This window comes from Cupriavidus sp. 01L415 (genome assembly GCF_056400065.1).
Genome location: NZ_JBFTSP010000002.1, coordinates 35,141 through 57,733, shown reverse-complemented (window position 1 = coordinate 57,733; position 22,593 = coordinate 35,141). Strand labels below are relative to the sequence as shown.

Annotated in this window: 21 protein-coding genes and 1 tRNA gene; 7 read left to right on the top strand and 15 right to left on the bottom strand. The window is 63.6% G+C overall.

The features are described from left to right. The first annotated feature begins 418 nt into the window (after positions 1-418). Positions 419-495: transfer RNA gene (locus AC1DOX_RS05575), tRNA-Pro, on the top strand. 288 nt (positions 496-783) lie between these two features. Next, the gene (locus tag AC1DOX_RS05570; RefSeq protein ID WP_092134336.1) at positions 784-1,221 is read left to right on the top strand and encodes a universal stress protein; all 438 of its coding nucleotides are present in this window, start codon (positions 784-786) and stop codon (positions 1,219-1,221) included. A gap of 321 nt (positions 1,222-1,542) precedes the next feature. On the opposite strand, the gene AC1DOX_RS05565 is transcribed toward AC1DOX_RS05570, so the two are convergent. Next, a complete protein-coding gene (locus AC1DOX_RS05565) occupies positions 1,543-2,028 on the bottom strand; it encodes a hypothetical protein (RefSeq protein ID WP_477113995.1) in 486 nt (161 codons plus the stop codon). Between the two features lie 621 nt (positions 2,029-2,649). On the opposite strand from AC1DOX_RS05565, the gene infA reads away from it, so the two are divergent. The 3 genes from infA (at position 2,650) to AC1DOX_RS05550 (ending at position 4,641) form a co-directional block, all read left to right on the top strand. After that, positions 2,650-2,871, top strand: coding sequence for a translation initiation factor IF-1 (gene infA / locus AC1DOX_RS05560; protein ID WP_008641674.1), 222 nt, complete (start codon positions 2,650-2,652; stop codon positions 2,869-2,871). 164 nt (positions 2,872-3,035) lie between these two features. Then, positions 3,036-3,512 (top strand): SixA phosphatase family protein, encoded by a 477-nt coding sequence (locus tag AC1DOX_RS05555; RefSeq protein WP_441621003.1) that lies wholly within the window; start codon positions 3,036-3,038, stop codon positions 3,510-3,512. Positions 3,513-3,789: 277 nt separating this feature from the next. Further along, entirely contained in the window at positions 3,790-4,641 is an 852-nt protein-coding gene (locus tag AC1DOX_RS05550; protein WP_092134340.1) for a GNAT family N-acetyltransferase, read from the top strand. Between the two features lie 113 nt (positions 4,642-4,754). Here the strand turns inward: AC1DOX_RS05550 and ppx are convergent, their stop codons facing one another. Next, a complete protein-coding gene (ppx, locus tag AC1DOX_RS05545; RefSeq protein ID WP_092134342.1) occupies positions 4,755-6,290 on the bottom strand; it encodes an exopolyphosphatase in 1,536 nt (511 codons plus the stop codon). A gap of 111 nt (positions 6,291-6,401) precedes the next feature. Between ppx and ppk1 the strand changes: the two genes are divergently transcribed. Next, on the top strand, positions 6,402-8,522 hold the full coding sequence (gene ppk1, locus AC1DOX_RS05540) for a polyphosphate kinase 1 (RefSeq protein ID WP_441620997.1): 2,121 nt from the start codon (positions 6,402-6,404) through the stop codon (positions 8,520-8,522). 84 nt (positions 8,523-8,606) lie between these two features. Here ppk1 and phoR read toward each other — a convergent pair whose 3' ends face one another. The 11 genes from phoR to AC1DOX_RS05485 all read right to left on the bottom strand — a co-directional run bounded on the left by phoR (position 8,607) and on the right by AC1DOX_RS05485 (position 20,833). Beyond that, the gene (phoR, locus tag AC1DOX_RS05535) at positions 8,607-9,950 is read right to left on the bottom strand and encodes a phosphate regulon sensor histidine kinase PhoR (RefSeq protein ID WP_441620995.1); all 1,344 of its coding nucleotides are present in this window, start codon (positions 9,948-9,950) and stop codon (positions 8,607-8,609) included. Positions 9,951-10,148: 198 nt separating this feature from the next. Beyond that, complete coding sequence (phoB, locus tag AC1DOX_RS05530) at positions 10,149-10,856, bottom strand: phosphate regulon transcriptional regulator PhoB (protein ID WP_092134346.1); 708 nt, start codon at positions 10,854-10,856, stop codon at positions 10,149-10,151. A gap of 34 nt (positions 10,857-10,890) precedes the next feature. Beyond that, positions 10,891-11,595 (bottom strand): phosphate signaling complex protein PhoU, encoded by a 705-nt coding sequence (gene phoU, locus AC1DOX_RS05525; protein ID WP_092134347.1) that lies wholly within the window; start codon positions 11,593-11,595, stop codon positions 10,891-10,893. A gap of 55 nt (positions 11,596-11,650) precedes the next feature. Further along, positions 11,651-12,439 (bottom strand): phosphate ABC transporter ATP-binding protein PstB, encoded by a 789-nt coding sequence (gene pstB / locus AC1DOX_RS05520; protein WP_092135388.1) that lies wholly within the window; start codon positions 12,437-12,439, stop codon positions 11,651-11,653. A gap of 45 nt (positions 12,440-12,484) precedes the next feature. Next, the gene (gene pstA, locus AC1DOX_RS05515; RefSeq protein ID WP_092134349.1) at positions 12,485-13,390 is read right to left on the bottom strand and encodes a phosphate ABC transporter permease PstA; all 906 of its coding nucleotides are present in this window, start codon (positions 13,388-13,390) and stop codon (positions 12,485-12,487) included. Further along, positions 13,387-14,352 (bottom strand): phosphate ABC transporter permease PstC, encoded by a 966-nt coding sequence (gene pstC / locus AC1DOX_RS05510; RefSeq protein ID WP_092134351.1) that lies wholly within the window; start codon positions 14,350-14,352, stop codon positions 13,387-13,389. The genes pstA and pstC overlap by 4 nt, the downstream gene beginning before the upstream one ends. A 158-nt stretch (positions 14,353-14,510) precedes the next feature. Continuing rightward, positions 14,511-15,542 carry a phosphate ABC transporter substrate-binding protein PstS gene (gene pstS / locus AC1DOX_RS05505; protein ID WP_092134352.1) on the bottom strand — a complete coding sequence of 344 codons (1,032 nt, stop codon included), beginning with the start codon at positions 15,540-15,542 and terminating at the stop codon, positions 14,511-14,513. Between the two features lie 287 nt (positions 15,543-15,829). Continuing rightward, a complete protein-coding gene (gene glmM / locus AC1DOX_RS05500) occupies positions 15,830-17,173 on the bottom strand; it encodes a phosphoglucosamine mutase (RefSeq protein ID WP_092134354.1) in 1,344 nt (447 codons plus the stop codon). 14 nt (positions 17,174-17,187) lie between these two features. Beyond that, positions 17,188-18,048, bottom strand: a complete 861-nt coding sequence (gene folP, locus AC1DOX_RS05495; RefSeq protein ID WP_441620991.1) for a dihydropteroate synthase — start codon at positions 18,046-18,048, stop codon at positions 17,188-17,190. Between the two features lie 81 nt (positions 18,049-18,129). Further along, the gene (gene ftsH, locus AC1DOX_RS05490; protein ID WP_092134357.1) at positions 18,130-20,013 is read right to left on the bottom strand and encodes an ATP-dependent zinc metalloprotease FtsH; all 1,884 of its coding nucleotides are present in this window, start codon (positions 20,011-20,013) and stop codon (positions 18,130-18,132) included. A 154-nt stretch (positions 20,014-20,167) separates the two neighbouring features. Further along, on the bottom strand, positions 20,168-20,833 hold the full coding sequence (locus tag AC1DOX_RS05485; RefSeq protein ID WP_092134358.1) for an RlmE family RNA methyltransferase: 666 nt from the start codon (positions 20,831-20,833) through the stop codon (positions 20,168-20,170). A 140-nt stretch (positions 20,834-20,973) separates the two neighbouring features. On the opposite strand from AC1DOX_RS05485, the gene AC1DOX_RS05480 reads away from it, so the two are divergent. Continuing rightward, positions 20,974-21,480, top strand: a complete 507-nt coding sequence (locus AC1DOX_RS05480; protein WP_092134360.1) for a YhbY family RNA-binding protein — start codon at positions 20,974-20,976, stop codon at positions 21,478-21,480. 95 nt (positions 21,481-21,575) lie between these two features. On the opposite strand, the gene AC1DOX_RS05475 is transcribed toward AC1DOX_RS05480, so the two are convergent. Both AC1DOX_RS05475 and greA read right to left on the bottom strand, forming a co-directional pair. Further along, positions 21,576-22,079, bottom strand: a complete 504-nt coding sequence (locus AC1DOX_RS05475; protein WP_441620986.1) for a DUF4149 domain-containing protein — start codon at positions 22,077-22,079, stop codon at positions 21,576-21,578. A 14-nt stretch (positions 22,080-22,093) separates the two neighbouring features. After that, positions 22,094-22,570: a transcription elongation factor GreA gene (gene greA / locus AC1DOX_RS05470; protein WP_092134363.1), complete on the bottom strand. Its 477-nt coding sequence runs from the start codon at positions 22,568-22,570 to the stop codon at positions 22,094-22,096. Between the last annotated feature and the right edge of the window lie 23 nt (positions 22,571-22,593).

Genomic DNA, 22,593 nt, shown 5'->3' with positions numbered 1-22,593 from the left:
GTCATCGCCGGTGCTCCGCATGGCACCCTCGTGTCTTTTGATTGCGGCCTGCGAAAAGCCGTCGTGTTTTGTTGCCGCGGGTTCCGGGTGCCCGGACAACCGGTAGCGCGTCAGGCACCGGGCGGGCATGGCTCAGGCACGGCCGGGCCGATCGCATCGCTCGCGGCGGCTGGCGCACCATTGTTGTGATATTCGGGACCGGGTCCGGATGGGAACAGCGTTTCCAGGGCGCGAGGCGCCGGCGGACCTTTGCGGTGTGCGGATTATGTCAGCGCCCCGGATCAAGTCAAGCCAAAACCCATCCCGCCTGAAGCGGGGTGCGAGCGCAGCGACTGCCGAGACACTTTTTCGGGCCCCGCGCGGTCCCTGCGCATCGTGATTGACCTCGACCCCGCGTCCGGGATAGAATCGCCGGCTTCGGAGCGTAGCGCAGCCTGGTAGCGCATCTGATTTGGGATCAGAGGGTCGTAGGTTCGAATCCTATCGCTCCGACCATATTTGCAGTGGTAAAGGCAGTGGAATGAAGGGCTTACGCTTTGCGGCGTAAGCCCTTTTTCTTTGCGCTCCTCGCTACTACATGCCGCCAGGTACCTGCCTCGCCGCATAAATACATTCAAGACAATCACCTCGCACCAGGTTGACTCCAGAGTATTTCAATCGACCTATACTGGATTCAGGCCGCATGGCTACCGTGTCTCTGGCGCAGCTTCAGCCAACTTTGATCGACACGAGGTGGTGAGCAACCCTTCGCGCCAGCGCGCTTTGCGGGCGAGGAGGGACATCATGTTCAATCATCTTCTTCTTCCGGTCGACGGTTCAGCCCTTTCCGAATCGGCATTCCACAAGGCAATTGCGTTCGCTGGCGAGATGAATGCCAGGGTCACCGCCATACGCGTTTGCCCCGACTATCACATCCTGGCCTACCACACAGAAATGCTGAGTGATACCCGCGAGCAATACAAAGAAGCGGCCTGGGAAAACGCAACGCATTATCTGAGCAGGCTTGCGCGCGAGGCAGGTGCTGCCGGCGTGGACTGCCAAACGCTCTACTCCGTCAGTGACCATCCCTATGAGGCAATTATCAAGGCTGCAGAAGACAGGGAGTGCGACCTGATTGTGATGGCATCGCATGGCCGCCGCGGTGTACAGGGAGTCCTGATCGGTAGCGAGACACAAAAAGTCCTTACCCACAGCAAGATCCCGGTGCTTGTCTACCGATAACGCGAGAGATTCCCCATCAACGCCCTGCCCGCGCATATACCCTCCCCCACGTGCGGCCGCACGCGCCGTGAGGTGGAAGGCGACAGCAGGTGCCGATCGGGGTGCCGTTACAAGCCGACCAGGATCGTACCCAGGACGTACACCGTGCCGACCACCAGGATGGCGCCAGCAAATGCCAGATAGTATCTGGCGCCGTGGCGCGGAGGATCCGAATGGAAATGGTGAACAACCGATTTCATTTTGTAGTGGAGGACTGAACCCGCCTCCGCCTGTGCCGTAACGGCACGGCGGATGGCGGCGAAACGCTGATCAAGATCAGCCTCAGCCGCGTGGCGATGCGGGCACCGCCTCCATTCGTCGCTCAAAATGCATGTACGCGTCAGCGGCCACCAGCCCAAACAGGGCGTGCGCGAAAAGGCTTTCCCAGCCACGGGCTTCGTCGAACCAATTGAAATAACGCCCGAAAACGTAGAAGTTGACGAAGTACGCCATCAGGCCAAATACGATGCCGACCGCCGACGCCAGGGCAAAGCTCGAGTCGAAGCGGAACGACGACACAATCATCGCCAGAACCCCCGCCATGACGATCGACAGCCCAAAGTGCACGATGCCGGCCGCCAGTACGATCGTCCAGCTGAAGCCATCGGCAGATGCAAGCGCCTCGCGTCCCAGCATCAGCGCGGCCACCATTTTGACGGTGCCCCACGCGCCCTGGTAGAGCACGAAGCGGGCCGTCAGCAGTTCCAGCACCATGTACATCGCACCGGCGATGAGCCCGGCAATCACCACGGCGCGCCAGTCCGGCATGCGGCGAACCTAGTGATGTGATTCCAGGTGGAGTTCCATACTGCCTCCTTTTGCCCAGTGGGCAGGCAAGGCCGATGACGACGGCCTTCCTGATAGTTTTAGCCCATCAATCACAAATACCAAGCGATTCAAAAGCCACGCCCGACTAGCTTCTGGACGCCAGTCGTTGCGGCAACGCAGCATCCCGGAAGCCCGCGCCCCGAACCGGTTCCGAGCCACCGTGCTGCGCCTGCGATGTGGTATAATCCCGCGTCAGTTCGGGGTATCTGAGCATGCCCTGTAACCGGGTCCACGCCGCCAGGCGTCTGGAAAAACCGCCCCCGCCCCGCATTTTCGGGAAGTTGGGACCGTCCCAGGCCCGGAAACACCTTGCCCGCCTGTCCCGCGACGCTAACGGCTGCAACGACAAGAGTGGCCGTCACTGGCAAGGCAATCGTCTGGGTTTTCCGCGCCCCTCCGCGATTTTCCTGACCTGGCTCTCCGGGCCCCGTCAGCTTGCCTCCCGATACGGTCCGCGCGGCCGCCGCAAGTGCGGCGAAACTTGTGAGCGTGCGCTGCCGAGGCGCTCACAGGATTCACTAACTCATGCAGCCCCAAAAGGCTGCCGCAAAGGAAAACAGATTGGCTAAGGAAGAACTCATTGAATTTGGCGGCGTGGTGTCGGAAGCCCTGCCCGACAACCGTTATCGCGTCACGCTGGAAAACGGCGTGGAAATCTGGGCATACGCCTCGGGCAAGATGCAGAAGCACCGCATCCGCATTTTGGCCGGCGATCGCGTGACCCTGGAAATGTCGCCCTACGACCTGACCAAGGGCCGCATCAATTTCCGCCACAAATCCTGAGTTTGCGCCGACCCGGGCTGACGCCGCTGTCACGCGGCTGACACCGCCCTCGCCGACACTAGCGGGCTGCCTACGGGCAGCCCGCTTTGTTTTTGCCGCGAGCGCGGCTTGCACGGGGCAGTTCGCTTCACCATACTCAAAGCACCACGATCCCCTGCCCTGACATGAACCTGATTCTGTGGCGCCACGCCGAAGCCGAGGATCTGCCTGCCGCGCTGAGCCTGTCGCGCAGCGCAGACCTGCAGCGCCCACTGACACGGCGAGGCCGCAAACAGGCCGATGCATCCGCGGCGTGGCTACGCGCACATCTGCCCGCCGATCGGCGCGTCATCTGCAGCCCCGCGCTCCGCACGCGGGAAACCGCCACGGCATTGACCGGCGAGCCGGAAATCATGCCCGACCTGGCCCCCGGCGCCGACGCCAGCACAGTGCTCGCGGCCATCGACTGGCCACAAGGCCACGACAACACGGTGGTCGTCGGTCATCAGCCGTGGATCGGCCTGATCGCCAGCCTGTTGCTGGCCGGCCAGGAAATGAACTGGAGCGTGAAGAAAAGCGGTATCTGGTGGCTAAGCGGCCGTACGCGCGAAAGCGAAGCGCAGGTGGTGCTGCGCGCCGTCATCAATCCCGACCTGCTTTGAGCCCCACGCCCGCGGCTTCCCCGTCGCGGCGGAACGTCAACGTCAACAACAGCAACACCAGCCACCGCCGTCGGATGCCACAGATTGCATCCGAATGCGCGCGCATCGTTCGGAAAGCGGTGATGGCCGCGCCTGCGGCCAGGCAGTGAGCGTCAGTCACGCACGCCGGCCATCGCCAGAACTCTGCGTCACGGAAGCGTCATCACTGGTTCACGGCACTGTCACTCGGCCTCTCTACATTGTTTCGAAGCCGTTTCGTCACCGAAAGGACACACTGATGCGCGATCTCCCGACGCCTACCCAGCCGCTTTTCGACTCCTTGCCCACTGGCCTGACTGGCCAGTCGGCGCGGAGGCGTCTTCCTCGTCAGCCAACGCAACGTCAAAACGATACACAAGCTGCAGCGCCTGCTTTCAGTGTGGCGTGGGCACGTCACCAGGATGAAGTAGCCGAGGCCCAGCGCCTGCGCTACAAGGTCTTCGCGGAGGAAATGGGCGCCCGCCTGCAATCCTCGGCAGCGGAAACCGATGTGGACATGTTCGACGCCTACTGCGACCACCTGATCGTGCGCGACCAGGAAACGCTAAAGGTGGTTGGCACCTACCGCGTACTGCCGCCGCACCAGGCAAAGCGCATCGGCTGCCTCTATGCCGAATCCGAATTCGACCTCGTCCGTCTGGCGCACCTGCGCCCCAAGATGCTGGAACTGGGCCGCTCCTGCGTGCACCGCGACTACCGCTCGGGCAGCGTGATCATGGCCCTGTGGGGCGGTCTGGGCGAATACCTGCAGCGCTACAACCTGGAATCGATGCTGGGTTGCGCCAGCGTGCCGATGAGCGACGGCGGCCACTATGCAGCCAGCCTGTACCGCTTGTTTGCCGAAAAGGCGCTGGCCCCGATCGAATACCATGCCTTCCCGCGCGTGCCGCTGCCCGTGGACGACCTGAATCAGACGCTGGACGTGGAACCGCCCGCACTGATCAAGGGCTACCTCCGCCTGGGCGCCAGGATCTGTGGGCTGCCGGCCTGGGATCCTGACTTCAATGTGGCGGACTTCCTGACACTGCTGCGCGTGAGCGACATGAACCCGCGCTATGCCCGCCACTTCCTGGGCCTGAACCGCGACTGATCTCCGACTGATTCCCAGTCGAGGCGGGCGCGTCGAGCGGCATCAAAAACAAAACGGCGACCTCGGTATCGGGGTCGCCGTTTTGCTTCTGCCCGCACGTCGGGCCGCACCGCTCAAACGTACACGACCTTGTAGCGCTTGCCGATGCGTTCCCATTCATCGGCCTCCTGCGCGAGGCTGTATTCGACGAGCGGATTGGCATCGATCCACGTCTTCGGCAGTCGCACCTCAAAGCCTTCATCGAGCGCATCGGAGCGCTGTCTCACGCGAATGTCGGGCAGCTTGACGTCGGCACGGCGGCGGCACAGCACAAAGGCCAGCCGCAGGCTGAACAGCATGCGCCAGTCGACGAACTTGCCGCTGCCGGACAGTTTGCCAAGCTTGCCCGCGTGCCCCAGCAACAGCGTGGCCAGCCGGGCCTGATCGGTCTTTGAGAATCCCGGCATATCCGCGTGCGTCGAGATGTACGCCGAATGCTTGTGGTAGCCGCTGTGCGAGATCGACATGCCGATCTCATGCAGGCTGGCAGCCCAGCCCAGCAGCGCCAGGTTGTCGTCGCGGCGCTCGTTGGGCGGCGGATCGGGGAACTGCGCAAGCAACTCGCGCGCGGCGGCCCCTACCCGGCCGGCCTGCGCGCGGTCGACCGCATAGCGGCGCATGAACTGGTCGACCGTCACCGTGCGCATGTCCTCGTGATGGCTACGTCCCAGCAGGTCGTATAGCACCCCGAGGCGCAGCGCGCCGTCGGTGACGTCCATGCGATCGATGTCGAGCTCGGCGAAGACACCGAGCATGATCGACAGGCCGCCGGGCAGCACCGGAATCCGGTCAGCCTTGAGCCCGGTCAGCTTCACGCGATTGGTGTTCTCCGCCTTGACGAGGGCGCGCTTCAGGCGCTCCAGCCCTTCGCGCGTGATGCCGTGCTCGGCCGGGTTATCGTTCATGCCGTTGAGCTCGATCAGCTCGGCCAGCGCGCGCGCCGTCCCCGATGAGCCCACCGCCTGCTGCCATCCCGCGGCGCGGTACTGGCGCACCAGCACCTGGATTTCGCGGCGCGCGGCCAGTTCAGCCTGCTTCATCGCGTATTCGTCGACATTGCCGCTCGGGAAAAACTGGCGACTGTGCGACACGCATCCGATATACAGGCTTTCCATCAGCTTGGACTGATAGCCGCTGCCGATGATGAACTCGGTGGAACCGCCACCAATATCGACCACGAGGCGATTGCCCTGGCAGGCCGGCGCATCATGCGAGGCCCCCAGGTAGATCAGCCGCGCTTCTTCACGCCCGGCGATCACTTCGATCGGGAACCCCAGTGCGTTCTCGGCCTCGATCAGGAATTCGGAAGCGTTCTTGGCCACGCGCAGCGTATTGGTGGCCACGGCGCGCACATGCTCGGGGGCGAAGTCGCGCAGGCGGTCGCCAAACCGCCGTAGTGCGTCGATGCCGCGCCGGCGTGCGGGCTGGTCCAGGTACTTGTCCGGGGTCAGGCCGGCAGCCAGCCGCACAGGCTCGCGCAGGGCATCCACCTGGAAGATCTGGCTGGCAGGGCCGGAAGCCGTGGGGGTCTCGTCCACCCGCCCGATCATCAGGCGGAAGCTGTTGGAGCCCATGTCGACGGCGGCCAGCAAGCGGGGAGTTTGTGTCATTGCGTCTGAATTGCGCGGGTTCGGCCCAAAGAGCACCAAACCCGAAAGATTATGTCCTTGTCATGTCTGCATCATGACAAAATCAAAGTGTCATCAAACTGACACGATTCTATGAAAAAGTCGCCACATCACCAAAATAAGGTCATAGACATGTCGACGACGCCGCCCGGCACGCTGCTGAACCGCGAGCTGGGCATTCTGGAATTCAACGCGCGCGTGCTCGCGCAGGCCGCCGACCCGAATGTACCGCTGCTGGAAAGGCTGAAGTTCATCTGCATCGTGTCCAGCAACCTGGACGAATTTTTCGAGATCCGGATGGCCGGCCTGAAGGAGCAGATGCGGGACAACGCGTCGGGCCTCACGCCCGACGGCCTCTCCTTCCTGCAGGCCTACCAGCTTGTCACCGAGCGTACCCAGCGGCTGGTTGCCTCGCAGTATGACATGCTGCAGAACGTGATTTTCCCCGCGCTGGAAAAAGACGGGGTGTTCTTCCACCTGACCAGCACGTGGACCGACGCCCAGCGCGAATGGGCACGCGACTTCTTCGTGCGCGAACTGGGCCCGGTGCTGACGCCGATTGCGCTGGACCCGGCGCATCCCTTCCCGCGCGTCCTCAACAAGAGCCTGAACTTCGTGGTGGAGCTGTCCGGCAAGGACGCATTCGGACGCGATGCCGACCTCGCCATCGTGCAGGCCCCGCGTGCGCTGCCGCGGGTGGTGCGCATGCCGGAAAAGCTGTCCGGCTACCCCTACGGCTTCGTGATGTTGTCGTCCTTCATGCAGGCATTCGTGCATGAGCTGTTCCCGGCGATCGAGGTGCAAGGCTGCTACCAGTTCCGCGTGACGCGCAACTCGGACCTGTTCGTGTCCGAAGACGACATCACCGATTTGCGCGAAGCGCTGCAAGGCGAACTTCCCGCGCGGCACTTTGGCGATACGGTGCGGCTGGAAGTCTCCTCGGACACCCCGAACGCGCTGGCGCGCCGCCTGTTGCTGGAATCCGGCCTGACGGAACAGGATCTCTATCGCGTCAGCGGCCCGGTGAACCTGGTGCGCCTGATGCAGATTCCCGATCTGGTCGACCGCCCCGCCCTCAAGTACCCGCCGCATGTGCCGGCGGCGATGAAGGCGTTCTCGCCAGGCATCGGCATGTTCGACGTGATTCGCCAGCAGGACGTGCTGATGCACCATCCGTACGAGAGCTTTACCTCCGTGCTGGACCTGCTGCAACTGGCCGCCGCCGACCCCAACGTGGTGGCCATTAAGCAGACCGTGTACCGCACCGGCAATGAGTCGCTGGTCATGGAAGCGCTGATGACCGCCGCCCGCAACGGCAAGGAAGTCACGGTGGTGGTGGAGCTGCTGGCGCGTTTCGACGAGGAAACCAACATCAACTGGGCGGAACGCCTGGAATCGGCCGGCGCCCACGTCGTCTACGGTGTGGTAGGTCACAAGTGCCACGCCAAGATGCTGCTGATCGTGCGCCGCGAAGCCGCCACGCCGAAGGCCAAGCACGTCTCGCTGCGCCGCTACGCCCACCTGGGCACCGGCAACTACCATCCGCGCACGGCGCGGCTGTACACGGACTTCGGCTTGCTGACCACCAACGAGAAGATCTGCGAAGACGTGCATCACGTGTTCCAGCTGCTGACGGGAACGGCAGGCACGATCCGGCTGAACCACCTGTGGCAATCGCCGTTCACGATGCACAGCAATCTAGTCGAACATATCCGTGCGGAGGCCCGCAACGCGCGCGCCGGCAAGTCCGCGCGCATCATCGCCAAGATGAATGCGTTGCTGGAGCCGTCGATCATCGACGAGCTCTACAAGGCGTCACGCGCCGGCGTGAAAATCGAACTGATCGTACGGGGCGTCTGCGCGTTGCGTCCCGGGGTACCGGGGATGTCGGAGAACATCTCCGTGCGCTCGATTGTCGGCCGCTTCCTGGAACACCATCGCGTCTATTACTTCCGCGCCGGTGGCGAGGATGTGGTCTACCTGTCCAGCGCGGACTGGATGGATCGCAACCTGTTCCGTCGCGTGGAGGTGGCCTTCCCGGTGCTGGACCGGGTGCTCAAGGCGCGCGTGATCAAGGAAAGCCTGCAGATACACCTGCGCGACAACGCGTCCGCATGGATCATGCAGCCGGACGGCAACTACGTACGCAAGCTCTCGCGGGCCAAGGAACAGCACGTGAGCCAACTGGAATTGCTGGCGATGTTCGGCGGCTGAGCCGGCAACGACGACCCAAAACGAAAACGGCCCGTCGGGGCTGCCCGTCGGGGCCGTTTTTTCTTCCTTGTATCGCCGTTGTACTCAGGCGGCGTGCCGTGTGCGATCCGGATAGTTCGGCGCCACGTCCGGCTCATACCCGCTGCGGTCTGCCGGGAAGATGATGCGAAACGTGCTGCCTCGTCCCACTTCGCTGGTTACGCGCATATCCGCATGGTGACGGGACAGCACATGCTTGACGATGGCCAGCCCCAGCCCCGTGCCGCCCGTGTCGCGCGAACGACTGCGATCCACGCGATAGAACCGCTCGGTCAGCCGCGGAATATGCTCGGGCGCAATGCCCAACCCCGTATCGCTCACCGAGAAAACCGAATGCCCGTCGGTATAGGTCAGGCGGATCGCAATCCGCCCGCCGTCCGGCGTGTAGCGCACCGCGTTGGAAACCAGGTTGCCCAGCGCCGAGAGCAGTTCGCTTTCGGCGCCACGCAGGACCACGCTCGCGTCGATCTCCGCCTGGATCTGGTGCCGATCCTGCGACAGCGCCTCGGCATCGTGCACCAGGTGCGCGGCCAGCGCCCCCACGTTCACGCGCTCCAGCGGCGGCGGCTGGACATCCGACTCCAGCTTGGCCAGCGCCAGCAGGTCTTCCACGATCCGCTGCATGCGCATCGATTGCACCAGCATCATGTCGACGTAGCGCTTGCGGTCATCCTCGGACACGGGCAGGTCCCGCACCGTCTCCAAAAAACCGGTCAGCACGGTCAGCGGCGTCTTCAGCTCGTGCGACACATTGGCCACGAAATCGCGCCGCATGGCTTCGGTGCTTTCCACCTTGGTGATGTCCTGCGTCAGCACGAGCTTGCGGTTCTCGCCATAGGGAAGGATCTGCACCGAGGTGATGCTGCGCTTGTGCTCGCCCATGTCGCGCATGATCAGCGGCTCGTCATAGCGCTCGCGCGTCAGGTAGTTGACGAATTCGGGGCGGCGGATCAGGTGCGTGATGCGCTGACGCACGTCGCGCCGGGCGTTCAGGCCAAAATGCTGCTCCGCCACGCCATTGCACCACTCGATCTGGTCGGCATCGTCGAGCATCAGCACGCCGTAGGGCGACGCCTGGATGGCCTGGATAAAGCGCGTGTGCTGTTGCTCCACCTGCAACACCTGCGTGCGCCAGCGCTTGACCAGCCGGTGCAGGCGGTAATAGACCTCACCCCACAGGCCGAGCGCGCTGGGAATCGCGCCATAGGCAGGTGCATCGAGCACCTTCCACAGCCGGTTGATCTGGAACAGGTAGTAGCCCAGCAGCAGGAACAGCGAGACGCAGAGGAACAGCAGGCCGGAAATGGGGCCGGCCATGACGTACAAGCCGGCACCGATGATGGCCAGGCAGACAAGAATGGCCGCGGATCGGGCCCAGATGACATTCATGCGAGGGAAGAGGATTCAGGCGGGCGGCCAGGCCGCGGGCGCGTTGCGTCGGAGTGTGCCACGAATTCACGTCGTTCTGCGCGCGGATCTGTGAACCGATCCGCACATGGATCTGCGCATCGACCCGCGAGCCACCAGCGCTCGCCATGGCAGTCCGCCGGCGCGGCCCCTCTGTATCCGGGCCCGGCGAATGACCGGTCAGTGGCTCGACCCGCGGGCCAGGCGATAACCGCTGCCACGGACCGTTTCGATCATGTTGCTGTACCCGCCCGGCATCAGTGCGGCACGCAGGCGCTTGATGTGGACGTCCACGGTGCGCTCTTCCACGAAAACGTGGTCGCCCCACACCTGGTCGAGCAATTGTGACCGGCTATGCACGCGTTCCGGATGTGTCATCAGGAAGTGCAGCAGACGGAACTCGGTCGGGCCCAGGTCCAGCTTGATCGGCCCGCCCTCATCCTGCCCCGTCACGCGATGCGTGGCCGGGTCCAGCCGCAGGCCGTTGATGGCCACCACGTCGTCCGTCAGCTGCGGCGCCCGGCGGCGCAAGACGGCCTTGATGCGAGCCAGTAGCTCCTTGGGCGAGAACGGCTTGGTCACGTAGTCGTCCGCACCGGCTTCCAGTCCCATCACCTTGTCCTGCTCCTCGCTGCGAGCGGTGAGCATGATGATCGGAATCTGCTTGGTGCGGTCGTTGGTACGCAGTTCCTTGGCGAAGGTCGCGCCCGACTTGCCCGGGAGCATCCAGTCCAGCAGGACAAGGTCGGGCAGCACGTCGCTCATCAGCGACAGCGCCTGCTCGGCGTTATAGGCCCGGATCGGATAGTGCCCCGCGTGCTGCAGGTTGACGGCGATCAGCTCAGCGATCGCCGGTTCGTCTTCGACAACGAGAATACTGCTTGGCATGTATGTTTTCTCCGCTCTTCAGTCCCTGGGCTTTTCAGCTCAGCGCTTCGCGCTCCATATCTTCGCGCGAGGCATGACGGACGTCCCTGCCCTTTACGATATAGATGATGAATTCTGCAATATTCTTGGCATGATCGCCGATCCGCTCGATGGCCTTGGCGATAAACAGGAAGTCCAGCGCCACCGAAATCGTGCGCGGATCTTCCATCATGTAGGTGATCAGCTTGCGCACGAAGGCCCGGAATTCGTCGTCGATGGCCTTGTCGTCCTTGACGATCCGCGCGGCCGCCACGGTATCCAGGCGGGCAAACGCATCCAGCGCCTGACGCAGCAGCGTGATGGCCATCTCGCCCGACAGCTTCACCTCGGAATAATTGATGTTATGGGCCGCCGCATCTTCCATGATGTGCTTGGTCCGCTTGGCCACCTTCTCGGCTTCGTCGCCAGCGCGCTCCAGGTTGGTGATCGTCTTGGAGATCGCCATCACCAGGCGCAGGTCGCGCGCGGTCGGCTGGCGGCGGGCGATGATGTTGCCGCAGTCCGCATCGATCTCGAGCTCCAGCGCGTTGAGCTGTTGTTCGCGGGTAATGACCTGGTCGGCCAGGTCGGCGTCGAAGTCGGCCAGCGCGCGCATGGCCAGCTCGATCTGCGATTCCACCAGGCCGCCCATCTGCAGCAGCTTGGTGTTGATCGCGTTGAGGTCGGCGTCGAACTGGGTCGACAGGTGCTTGTCAGTCATGGTGTTCTCCTGGCCGCTATTCGTATGCTAGGCGTGGAAGGTCGAGTCCTGCAATTCAGCCGAAGCGGCCGGTAATGTAATCCTCAGTTTCCTTGCGATGCGGCTTGATGAAGATCTTTTCGGTCTCGCCGAATTCGATCAGCTCGCCCAGGTACATGTACGCGGTGTAGTCCGAGCAGCGCGCGGCCTGCTGCATGTTGTGGGTCACGATGACCACCGTGTACTCGTCTTTCAGTTCGGCGATCAGTTCCTCGATGCGGCCCGTGGAAATCGGGTCCAGCGCGGAGCACGGCTCGTCCAGCAGCAGCACCTCCGGACGGATCGCGATGCCGCGCGCGATGCACAGACGCTGCTGCTGCCCGCCGGACAGGCCATAGCCAGACTGGTGCAGCTTGTCCTTGGCCTCGTTCCACAGCGCGGCCTTGGACAGCGCCCATTCCACGCGGTCGTCCATCTCGGAGCGCGACAGCTTCTCGAACAGCCGCACGCCGAAGGCGATGTTGTCGTAAATCGACATCGGGAACGGCGTCGGCTTCTGGAACACCATGCCCACCTTGGCGCGCAACAGCGAGATGTCCTGCTTGCTGGTCAACAGGTTTTCGCCGTCCATGTTGATCTCGCCCTCGGCGCGTTGCTCCGGGTACAGCGCATACATCTTATTGAACGTGCGCAGCAGCGTGGACTTGCCGCAGCCGGACGGGCCGATGAACGCGGTCACCTTGCGGTCCGGAATCGACATGTTGACGTTCTTCAGCGCGTGGAACTGGCTGTAGTAGAAATTCAGGTTCCGCACGTCGATCTTGGCGCGCACAGTATCGGGAATGTCGATGACGGTAGAAGTCATGCTCATGTCTCGCTTGAATTCGATGGTTCGGGCACGTGGCGCCGGTTATTTCTTGAACAGCATGCGCGCCGCGATATTCAGCGCGAGCACACCGACGGTAATCAGGAACACCCCGGCCCAGGCCAGTTGCTGCCACTCGGTGAACGGGCTCATGGCGAAGCGGAAAATCGTCACCGGCAGGTTGGCCATCGGCTTGTTCAGGTCGCTGCTCCAGAACTGATTGGACAGCGCGGTAAACAGCAGCGGAGCGGTCTCGCCGGCGATGCGGGCCACGGCCAGCAGCACGCCAGTCACGATGCCCGCATACGACGACTTGACCGTGATCGACAACACCATCTTCCACTTCGGCGTGCCGAGGGCCACCGCGGCCTCACGCAGCGCGTTTGGCACCAGTTGCAGCATGTTCTCCGTGGTGCGGACCACGATGGGGACCTGCAGCAGCGCCAGCGCGCACACGCCGGCCCAGCCCGAGAAGTGGCCCATGCGGGTCACCACCAGCGCGTAGACAAACAGGCCGATTACGATGGACGGCGCCGAGAGCAGGATGTCGTTGATAAAGCGGATCAGGCTGGCCAGCGGCGATTTCTGGCCATACTCGGCCAGGTAGATACCCGCCAGGATACCCAGCGGCGTGCCGAGCAGCGTGGCCATGCCGACCATCACGAAGCTGCCGAAGATGGCGTTGGCCAGCCCCCCGCCGGCCGTGTTCGGCGCCGGGGTCATCTGGGTGAACAGGTCGAGCGACAGCCCGCCCACGCCCAGCGAGATGGTGGTCCACAAGATCCACGCGAGCCAGAACAGGCCAAAACCCATCGCCGCGAGCGATGCGGTCAGCGCGTACAGGTTCATCCGGCGGCGCGAGCCCTGCAGGCGGGCGCGCACGGCGTCCGCATCGGGACGAACGGCAGGGATGGCGGAAGTCGACACGACGGCTTGGCTGGCTTGGTTCATTTGCCACCCTCATTCTTGGCGAGTCGCAGCAGCAGGAGCTTGGACAGCGCCAGCACCACGAACGTAATGACGAACAGGATCAGGCCCAGCTCCATCAGCGCGGCGGTATGCAGCCCGGCGCCGGCTTCGGCGAATTCGTTGGCCAATGCCGACGTGATGCTGTTGCCCGGCGAAAACAGCGAGACGCTATCCAGCAGGTTGGTGTTGCCGATCACGAAGGTGACGGCCATGGTCTCGCCGAGCGCGCGGCCCAGACCCAGCATCACGCCACCGATGACGCCCGCGCGGGTGAACGGCAGCACGACGTTCCACATCACTTCCCACGTGGTGCAGCCGATGCCGTAGGCCGACTCCTTCAGCAGCACCGGCGTGACTTCAAACACATCGCGCATCACCGAGGCGATGTACGGAATGATCATGATTGCCAGGATGACGCCGGCACAGAGCAGGCCAATGCCCAGGGGGGCGCCCTGGAACAGTTTGCCGATCACGGGCACCTGACCCACGGTGGCAGCCAGCGGCTTCTGGAAGTATTCGCCGAAGATCGGCGAGAACACGAGCAGACCCCACATGCCGTACACGATGGACGGCACGGCGGCGAGCAGCTCGATGGCGGTGCCGAGCGGCCGGCGCAGCCATGCTGGCGACAGCTCGGTGAGAAACAGTGCGATGCCGAAGCTGACCGGCACGGCGATGATCAGGGCGATCAGCGAGGTCACCAGCGTGCCGTAGATCGGCACGAGCGCGCCGTAGACGTCGGCGGGCGGATCCCACTGGGCCTCCCAAAGGAAGGCGATGCCGAACTGCTTGATTGACGGCCATGCGGTGATGGCCAGGGAAACGATGATGCCGCCCAGCAGCAGCAGCGTGACGATGGCGGCGCCGCGGGTCAGGCCGCCGAACAGGATGTCGCCGGTGCGGCTGGGAGGCCGGACTGCGGGAAGATCGGACGTAGTCGCCATGGTGGGGAAATCGAGTGCGTGGATGGATTCGGCGCGGATCGCCAGGAGCCTGACGCGACGGCGGACCGGCCGGTCCGGCAGCCCCTGCGGCTTGCTGGCCGCGGGGGCTGCCTTGTCACGCGACCGCCGGGGCCACGTGACGGGGGCATGTCAGGCAATCAGTACAGCGACTTGCCCGAAGCGTCCTTGACGCTGCTCTTCCAGGTCGTGCGGATCTGGTTCACGACCGACTCCGGCAGCGGCACGTAATCCAGGTCAGAAGCCATCGTACCGCCGCTCTTGTAGGCCCAGTCAAAGAACTTCATCACTTCGGCGCCTTGAGCCGGCTTCTCCTGGCTCTTGTGCAGCAGGATGAACGTGGCACCCGCGATCGGCCATGCCGTCTTGCCCGACTGGTTGGTCAGGATCTGGTAGTAGGTCTTGCTCCAGTCCGCACCAGCGGCAGCGGCCTTGAAGGCATCGTCACCCGGTTGCACCACTTCACCCGACGCGTTCTTCATGTTCAGGTGGGTCATCTTGTTCTGCTTTGCGTAGGCGTACTCGACGTAGCCAATGGCGCCGTTCAGGCGCTGCACGAAAGCGGCCACGCCTTCGTTACCCTTGCCGCCCGTGCCGCCACCCGGCCAGTTCACCGTGGTGCCCTCGCCCACCGAGCTCTTCCAGTCCGGGCTCACCTTCGACAGGTAGTTCGTGAAGATGAAGGTCGTGCCCGAGCCATCGGCGCGGCGTACCGGCAGGATGTCCTGGTTCGGCAGCTTGGCCTTCGGGTTCAGGGCCTTGATCGCGGGATCATCCCACTTCTTGATCTTGCCCAGGTAGATGTTAGCCAGCACTTCGCCGGTGATCGTCAGCTCGCCCGGCTTCACGCCTTGCAGGTTGATCACGGGCACCACGCCGCCGATGACGGTCGGGAATTGAACCAGGCCTTGCTTGGCCAGTTCGTCGTCCTTCAGCGGGGCGTCGGAAGCGCCGAAATCGACCGTCTTGGCGCCAATTTGCTTGATGCCGCCCGACGAGCCGATGGATTGATAGTTGACCTTATTACCCGTTGCTTTTTGATAGGCGTCAGCCCATTTGGAATACACGGGCGCCGGGAAAGAGGCGCCAGCACCGGTAATTTCCGCCGCGAACGCAGTACCCGCTACGACCATCGAAACGATGCCTGCCACGGCAGTCTTGACCAGCTTCATATGTCCTCCAGAGAACATGGTTGGGAATGACAAATTTTTGACAAGTCGAACTTTAGGCCCTCTGTATGACAGTTCCGTGACATCCCCGAATCTTCTTCGAACATCCCGCCAGCCCGCCCTGATCCACGCTGCCGTCACACCGTTGCCAGCCCCTCGTGATCTGCCCGCCACCTGCCTTGTTGCCGCGAAATGCTGGCGGTTAATTGCCAAATAGCGATAAAAAACGCCACGGTGGGTAGCCGTGGCGTCGTCGAGGCGTTGGTGCCCTGGGTAGGGACTGGCCGGAATCAGGTGCGCAATGCGTCCGCCAGCGTCTGCGCCGCGCGTTCGGCGGTTTCCACCTGCTCCGCCTCGACCATCACGCGCACCACAGGCTCCGTGCCGGAGGCACGGATCAGCACACGGCCGCGACCTTCCAGCTCCGGCTCCACGCGCGCACGGGCCGCTTGCAGACCGGCATGGGTCTGCCAGTCGAAGCCCTTCTCCACACGCACGTTGATCAGCGTTTGCGGGAACAGGCGCACGCCTTCCAGCAGTTGTGCCAGCGTCTTGCCGCTGCGACGCAGCGCCGCCAGCACCTGCAGTGCGGACACGATGCCGTCGCCGGTGGTGTGCCGGTCCAGGCAGAGCAAGTGGCCGGAGCCCTCGCCGCCCAGCATCCACTTGTTCTTGTTCAGCTCTTCCAGCACGTAGCGGTCGCCCACCTTGGCGCGCACGAAGGAAACACCCAGGCGCTTGAGCGCCAGCTCCACGGCCATGTTCGTCATCAGCGTGCCGACGGCGCCTTCGACCTTCTGGCCGGCCGCCTGGCGGTCCCGCACGATCAGGTACAGCAGTTCGTCGCCGTTGTAGAGACGACCATCGGCATCCACCACTTGCAGGCGGTCCGCATCGCCGTCGAAGGCCAGGCCCAGGTCGGCACCGTGGGCCTTGACGGCCTCGATCAGCTTGTCCGGTGCCGTGGCGCCGTAACCCGCGTTGATGTTGCGGCCATCGGGCTGGTTGCCGATGGCAATGACCTCCGCGCCGAGTTCATGGAACACGTGCGGCGCGATGTGGTACGCGGCCCCGTTGGCGCAATCCACCACCAGCTTCAGGCCATGCAGGTCCTGCTCATACGGGAACGTGCTCTTGCAGAACTCGATATAGCGGCCCGCGGCATCCTCGATCCGGCGCGCCCGGCCTAGGTCGTCGGAGCGCACACAGGCCATCGGCTCTTCCAGCTGCGCCTCGATCTTCTGCTCGACGTCATCCGGCAGCTTGTCGCCGGAGGCGGAGAAGAACTTGATGCCGTTGTCGTAGTACGGATTGTGGCTGGCGGAAATCACCACGCCTGCCGCCAGGCGCAACGCCCGGGTCAGGTAGGCAATGCCCGGCGTGGGCAACGGCCCGGTCAGCAGCACATTCACACCCGCTGCGGTAAAGCCGGCTTCCAGCGCAGCCTCCAGCATGTAACCGGAGATCCGCGTGTCCTTGCCGATCAATACCGTCGGCTTGCCTTGCGAGGTCTTCTGGCCCAGTGCCAGCACCTTGCCGGCCGCATAACCCAGCCGCATCACGAAGTCCGGCGTGATCGGCGCCTCGCCGACCCGACCCCGCACGCCATCTGTCCCGAAATACTTGCGTGTCATCTGTTCATTTCTCCCTATTGCCCTGTACCGGCAACTGATTCATGGCGAATCGCCCACCACGTCTTGAGGGCGTCCACTGTCTGTTCCACGTCGTGCACACGCACGATGAAAGCACCGCGCTCGGCCGCGCACACCGCCGCCGCCAGGCTGGCCGCCACGCGCTGTTGCGGTGGCTTGCCGCCAAGGATGGCGCCGAGAGTCGACTTGCGCGACAGCCCGGCCAGGATTGGCAGGCCGTCGACAGCCAGCCGCGGCATCTGGCCGAGCAAGCGGAGATTATGATCCGGAGTCTTGCCAAAGCCAAAGCCTGGATCTAGCGAAATGCGTGCATCGTCCACGCCCGCTGCGCGCAGGACGGCTACCCGCTCGCGCAGGAATGCCTCCACTTCGGTCACCACATCTGTGTAGTGGGGGTCTTCCTGCATGGTTTGCGGGTCGCGCTGCATGTGCATCACGCACAGGCCCGCCTGCCCCGCCGCCACGGCCTCGACGGCCCCCGGCATGCGGAAACCCCAGATATCGTTGATCAGATCCGCTCCGCCCGCCAGTGCCGCACGCATGACCTCGGGCTTGTAGGTGTCGATGGACAGCGGCTTGCCGCAGCCTTCCAGCGCCTCCACGATTGGCATCACGCGTGCAAGCTCCTGGTCGAGCGGCAGCGCCGCAGATCCCGGGCGGCTCGATTCGCCACCAATGTCGATGATATCCACGCCCTCGGCCATCATCTGCTCCGCATGACGCAAGGCGGCGTCGCGGGTAGCGTGCTGGCCGCCATCGGAGAACGAATCGGGCGTCACGTTCAGGATGCCCATGACGAGAGGGCGGCGGTTACGGGCGAAGCGGTAGCGCCCGCACTGGAAATACTCGGTCGACAAGGTTCGTGTCCTGGAATGGAAAAAGCCGGTGCGCAGGGCACCGGCTTCGGAGGCTGTCAGGGACAGCCGTGGTCACACAGGTCAGGCCGTGGCAGGGGCGTTGGTCGGCGCCACCGGCGAACCGCCCGAAGGCGTGCTGCCACCACCGTTCGGGCCCGACACGCCGCGCGGCGGGCGCGGCGGCTTGCCGGCCATGATGTCGTTGACCTGTTCGGCGTCGATCGTTTCCCACTCCATCAGCGCGTTGGTCATCGCTTCGACCTTGTCGCGGTTCTCTTCCAGCAGGCGCTTGGCCAGCGCGTACTGCTCGTCGATGATGCGGCGGATCTCGGCGTCGACCTTCTGCTGCGTGGCCTCCGACACCGTCTTCGACGACAGCTTGCCAAACATGCCGTCCTGCTCGGTGTCGACGTAGACCATGGCGCCCAGCGTATCGCTCATGCCGAAACGGGTCACCATGTCGCGGGCAATCTTGGTCGCACGCTCGAAGTCATTGGACGCACCGGTGCTCATGGCGTTGAGGAAAACCTCTTCCGCCGCCCGGCCGCCGAAGAGAATGGCGATCTCTTCAAGCATGTTGTCCTTGTACTTCGAATACTTGTCATGCTCCGGCAGCTGCCAGGTCACACCCAGCGCCCAGCCGCGCGGCATGATCGTGACCTTGTGCACCGGGTCGGCCTTCGGCAGCAGCTTGGCCACCACCGCGTGACCGGACTCGTGGTAAGCCGTGGCCTTGCGCTCTTCCTCGCGCATGACCGTCGACTTGCGCTCCGGACCCATGTAGATCTTGTCCTTGGCGTCCTCGAAGTCCTGCATGTCGACCACGCGCTTGCTGCGGCGAGCGGCGAACAGCGCGGCTTCGTTGACCAGGTTCGCCAGGTCGGCACCCGAGAAGCCCGGCGTACCGCGCGCGATAATCGATGCGTCCACGTCGTTGCCGATCGGCACCTTGCGCATATGGACCTTCAGGATCTGCTCGCGGCCGCGGATGTCCGGCAGGCCCACGTAGACCTGGCGGTCGAAACGGCCCGGACGCAACAGCGCCTTGTCGAGCACGTCCGCACGGTTGGTCGCGGCGATCACGATGACGCCCGAGTTGGCCTCGAAGCCGTCCATCTCCACCAGCATCTGGTTCAGGGTCTGCTCGCGCTCGTCGTTGCCACCGCCCATGCCGGCGCCGCGATGGCGGCCGACCGCGTCGATTTCGTCGATGAACACGATGCAGGGGGCCTGCTTCTTGGCATTCTCGAACATGTCGCGCACACGGGCCGCGCCCACGCCGACGAACATTTCCACGAAGTCAGAACCCGAGATGCTGAAGAACGGCACCTTGGCTTCGCCGGCGATGGCGCGCGCCAGCAGCGTCTTGCCGGTACCCGGGGGGCCCACCAGCAGCACGCCGCGCGGGATACGCCCGCCCAGCTTCTGGAATTTCTGCGGATCCTTGAGGAAGTCGACCAGCTCGACCACTTCTTCCTTGGATTCATCGCAACCGGCGACGTCCTGGAAGGTGACGGCGTTCTGGTTCTCGTCGATCAGGCGTGCACGGGATTTACCGAAGGAGAAGGCGCCGCCTTTCCCCCCGCCCTGCATCTGCCGCATCATGTAGAACCAGAAGACGATGATCAGGAGGGTTGGCCCGAGGTAGTACAGGGCTTGCACGAGCAGGTTGGGCTCGTCGTCGGCCTTGCCGGTCACCTGGACACCGTACTTCATCAGGTCGCCGACCATCCAGATGTCGCCCGGCGAAATGATGGTGTATTTGGCGCCCTCTTTCGGCGATACCACCAGGTTACGGCCCTGCACGTCGACGCGGCTCACCTTGCCGTTCTTGGCGTCATCCATGAACTGCGAATAGGTGACACCGTCCTGGGCACGTGGTTTGTCGAACTGCTTGAAGACGGTAAACAACACCAGCGCGATCACGAGCCAGATTGCCGCCTTTTGAAACAGGTTGTTATTCAAGGCCGAACTCCTTTGCAATTGCCTTGCCAACGGATAGCTGCATTGCATTGTAATGCAGTGCCCGCCCCCGGGGTGAAACTCTGAATCTATGATGCCGATAGTGCCCGACCCGCCCCATTCGGGACAATTCGGGAAAAACCAGCCCAACGCAACATCAGTCCAGCGTTTTCAGGTATCGCCCAAGAATAAAGGTCTCTGAAGACTTGTCGCGTGACGCCTTGGGCTTGCGTTTGGCGACCACCTTGAACTGACGTTTGAACTTCTCCACGATCTGGCTGTAGCCGCTGCCGTGGAAACACTTTACCAGCAACGATCCCTCCGGCTTCAGATGAGCCTGGGCAAAGTCCAGCGCCAGGTCGCACAGATACTCGATCCGGGCCGAATCCGCCGAAGACACACCAGACAAATTGGGGGCCATATCGGAGATAACAAGATCGATCCGGGACCCGCCCGAGGCCGCCAGCACAACTTCTTCCAACTGGCGGAATACCTCTTCCTCGCGGAAGTCCCCCTGAATGAAAGTGACGTCGGCAACCGGCTCCATCGGCAGGAGATCGATCGCCACCACCGCGCCGTCGATCCGGCCGTCCCGGGCCCGTGGCGACGCCGCCAGCTTGTTGCGCGCGTACTGGCTCCAGCTGCCGGGGGCGGCGCCCAGGTCAACGATGACCTGGCCGGGCTGGATCAGCTTGTCCTGCTCGTCGATTTCCTTGAGCTTGTAGGCTGCCCGGGCCCGATAGCCGTCGCGCTGGGCCATCTTCACATAAGGATCGTTGATATGGTCGTGCAGCCACGACTGGTTGAATTTGTTCTTGGCCATTCCAGAGATACGCCTTGTTGCGGGAGCCGCCCGGCCACGTTAAGTGACCGCATGCAGTTTTTCTCCCTTTTTGCTGATCTTTGCCGCCTGCCGGCGATATTTTGGCGGATAATACGCGCCAATCCGCTTTTCGCCATCTCATGCCAGCACTCCAACTGATCCCCGCCCAACGCTCCGACCTGCGCTCACGCGCCCACAGCCTGAATCCCGTGGTCATGATCGGTGCGGAAGGCCTGACTCCCGCTGTCCTGGCCGAGATCGATCGCAGCCTGGCGGCCCACGATCTCATCAAGATCCGTGTATTCGGCGACGAGCGTGACACGCGAATCGCCATCTACGAAGCCATTTGCGACGAACTCGACGCCGCACCGATCCAGCACATTGGCAAGCTGCTGGTGATCTGGCGTCCGGGTCCGGCCCGCCTGAAGGAAAACCAGCCCGAGGAACTGGGCCGCATGGCCCCGCGCCGCCTGGGAGCCGGTGCCGCGCCGCGCACTGTCACGGTGCGCAAGCCCAGCGCTGCGCCGAATCGCCGGCCGACCCGCAAGCAGGTGACCGTGCTCGGCAATGAACGGGTGACCCAGGGCGGCAACGTCAAGCGCTCGCGCGCCCGCCCTGCCAGCCAGAAGAAGAAGGCACTGGGCTGATTCGGTTCCTGCTTTCACCAAAAACGCCCGCGTCAGCGGGCGTTTTCTATTCCGCAGCCTGAATTGCCTTGCCTGGATTGCTTATTCCCCGCTGCTTATTCCCCGGCCGATCGCGGCGCGGCGGCGCGCCAGACCAGCACCAGGGCCAGCAGGCTGTGCAGCAGATAGATGATGCTCGACACGCCGTGCAGCATGCCGAACTGACCCTTGTAGGGCGATTCGGAAACGCCCACGTTCAGCGCCTGTGCCTTGACCTTCAGCCCCTCCATGAAAGGCTGCACGCCGAAGTAGCCGGCCAGCACGCACACCAGCATGGCCAGCACGATCCAGCGCAATACGCGATACCGTGCGGCGCCCCGGCGGATCATCACGTTGCACAGCACCAGCTGCAATACCCCAACCGTCACGCCGAGGATTGCCTCGTAGCGGAACAGGTGGCCCGCGATCATGCCGGCCGTTTCGCGGCTGGGCAGCACGGCAAACAGCGTGGGGGCCACCATGTAGCCCACCGTCCACAAACTACCGGCCCATACGACGGTCAGCAGCAGGAAAATGCGGTGGGGCAACGGCGGCAGATTTGAATAGGAAGATGAGAACACGCCTGGGCCGCCCGTCAGACGTAGCGGACGGTGATGACTTCGTATTCGCGCTCGCCGCCCGGGGCCAGCACGATGGCCACATCGCCCTCGAACTTGCCGATCAGCGCACGGGCGATCGGGGAACTCACGGAAATCTTGCCGCTGTCCAGATCGGCTTCATCGTCGCCAACGATCTGGTAGCTCACGGGCTTGCCCGATTCCAGGTCTTCCAGGTCCACGGTGGCGCCGAAGACGATGCGGCCGTCGGTGTCCAGCTGGGTCGGGTCGATGATCTGGGCGGCCGACAGCTTCGATTCCACCTCGATGATGCGGCCTTCGATAAAGGCCTGCTTCTCCTTGGCGGCGTCGTACTCGGCGTTTTCCGACAGGTCGCCCTGGGCGCGCGCCTCGGAGATGGCATTGATCACCGCGGGACGTTCGACGGCCTTGAGGCGCTGCAGTTCTTCCTTCAGGAGCTCGGCGCCACGCTTGGTAATCGGAATGGTGCTCATTGTCTCGTTCAACAAAAAAATGA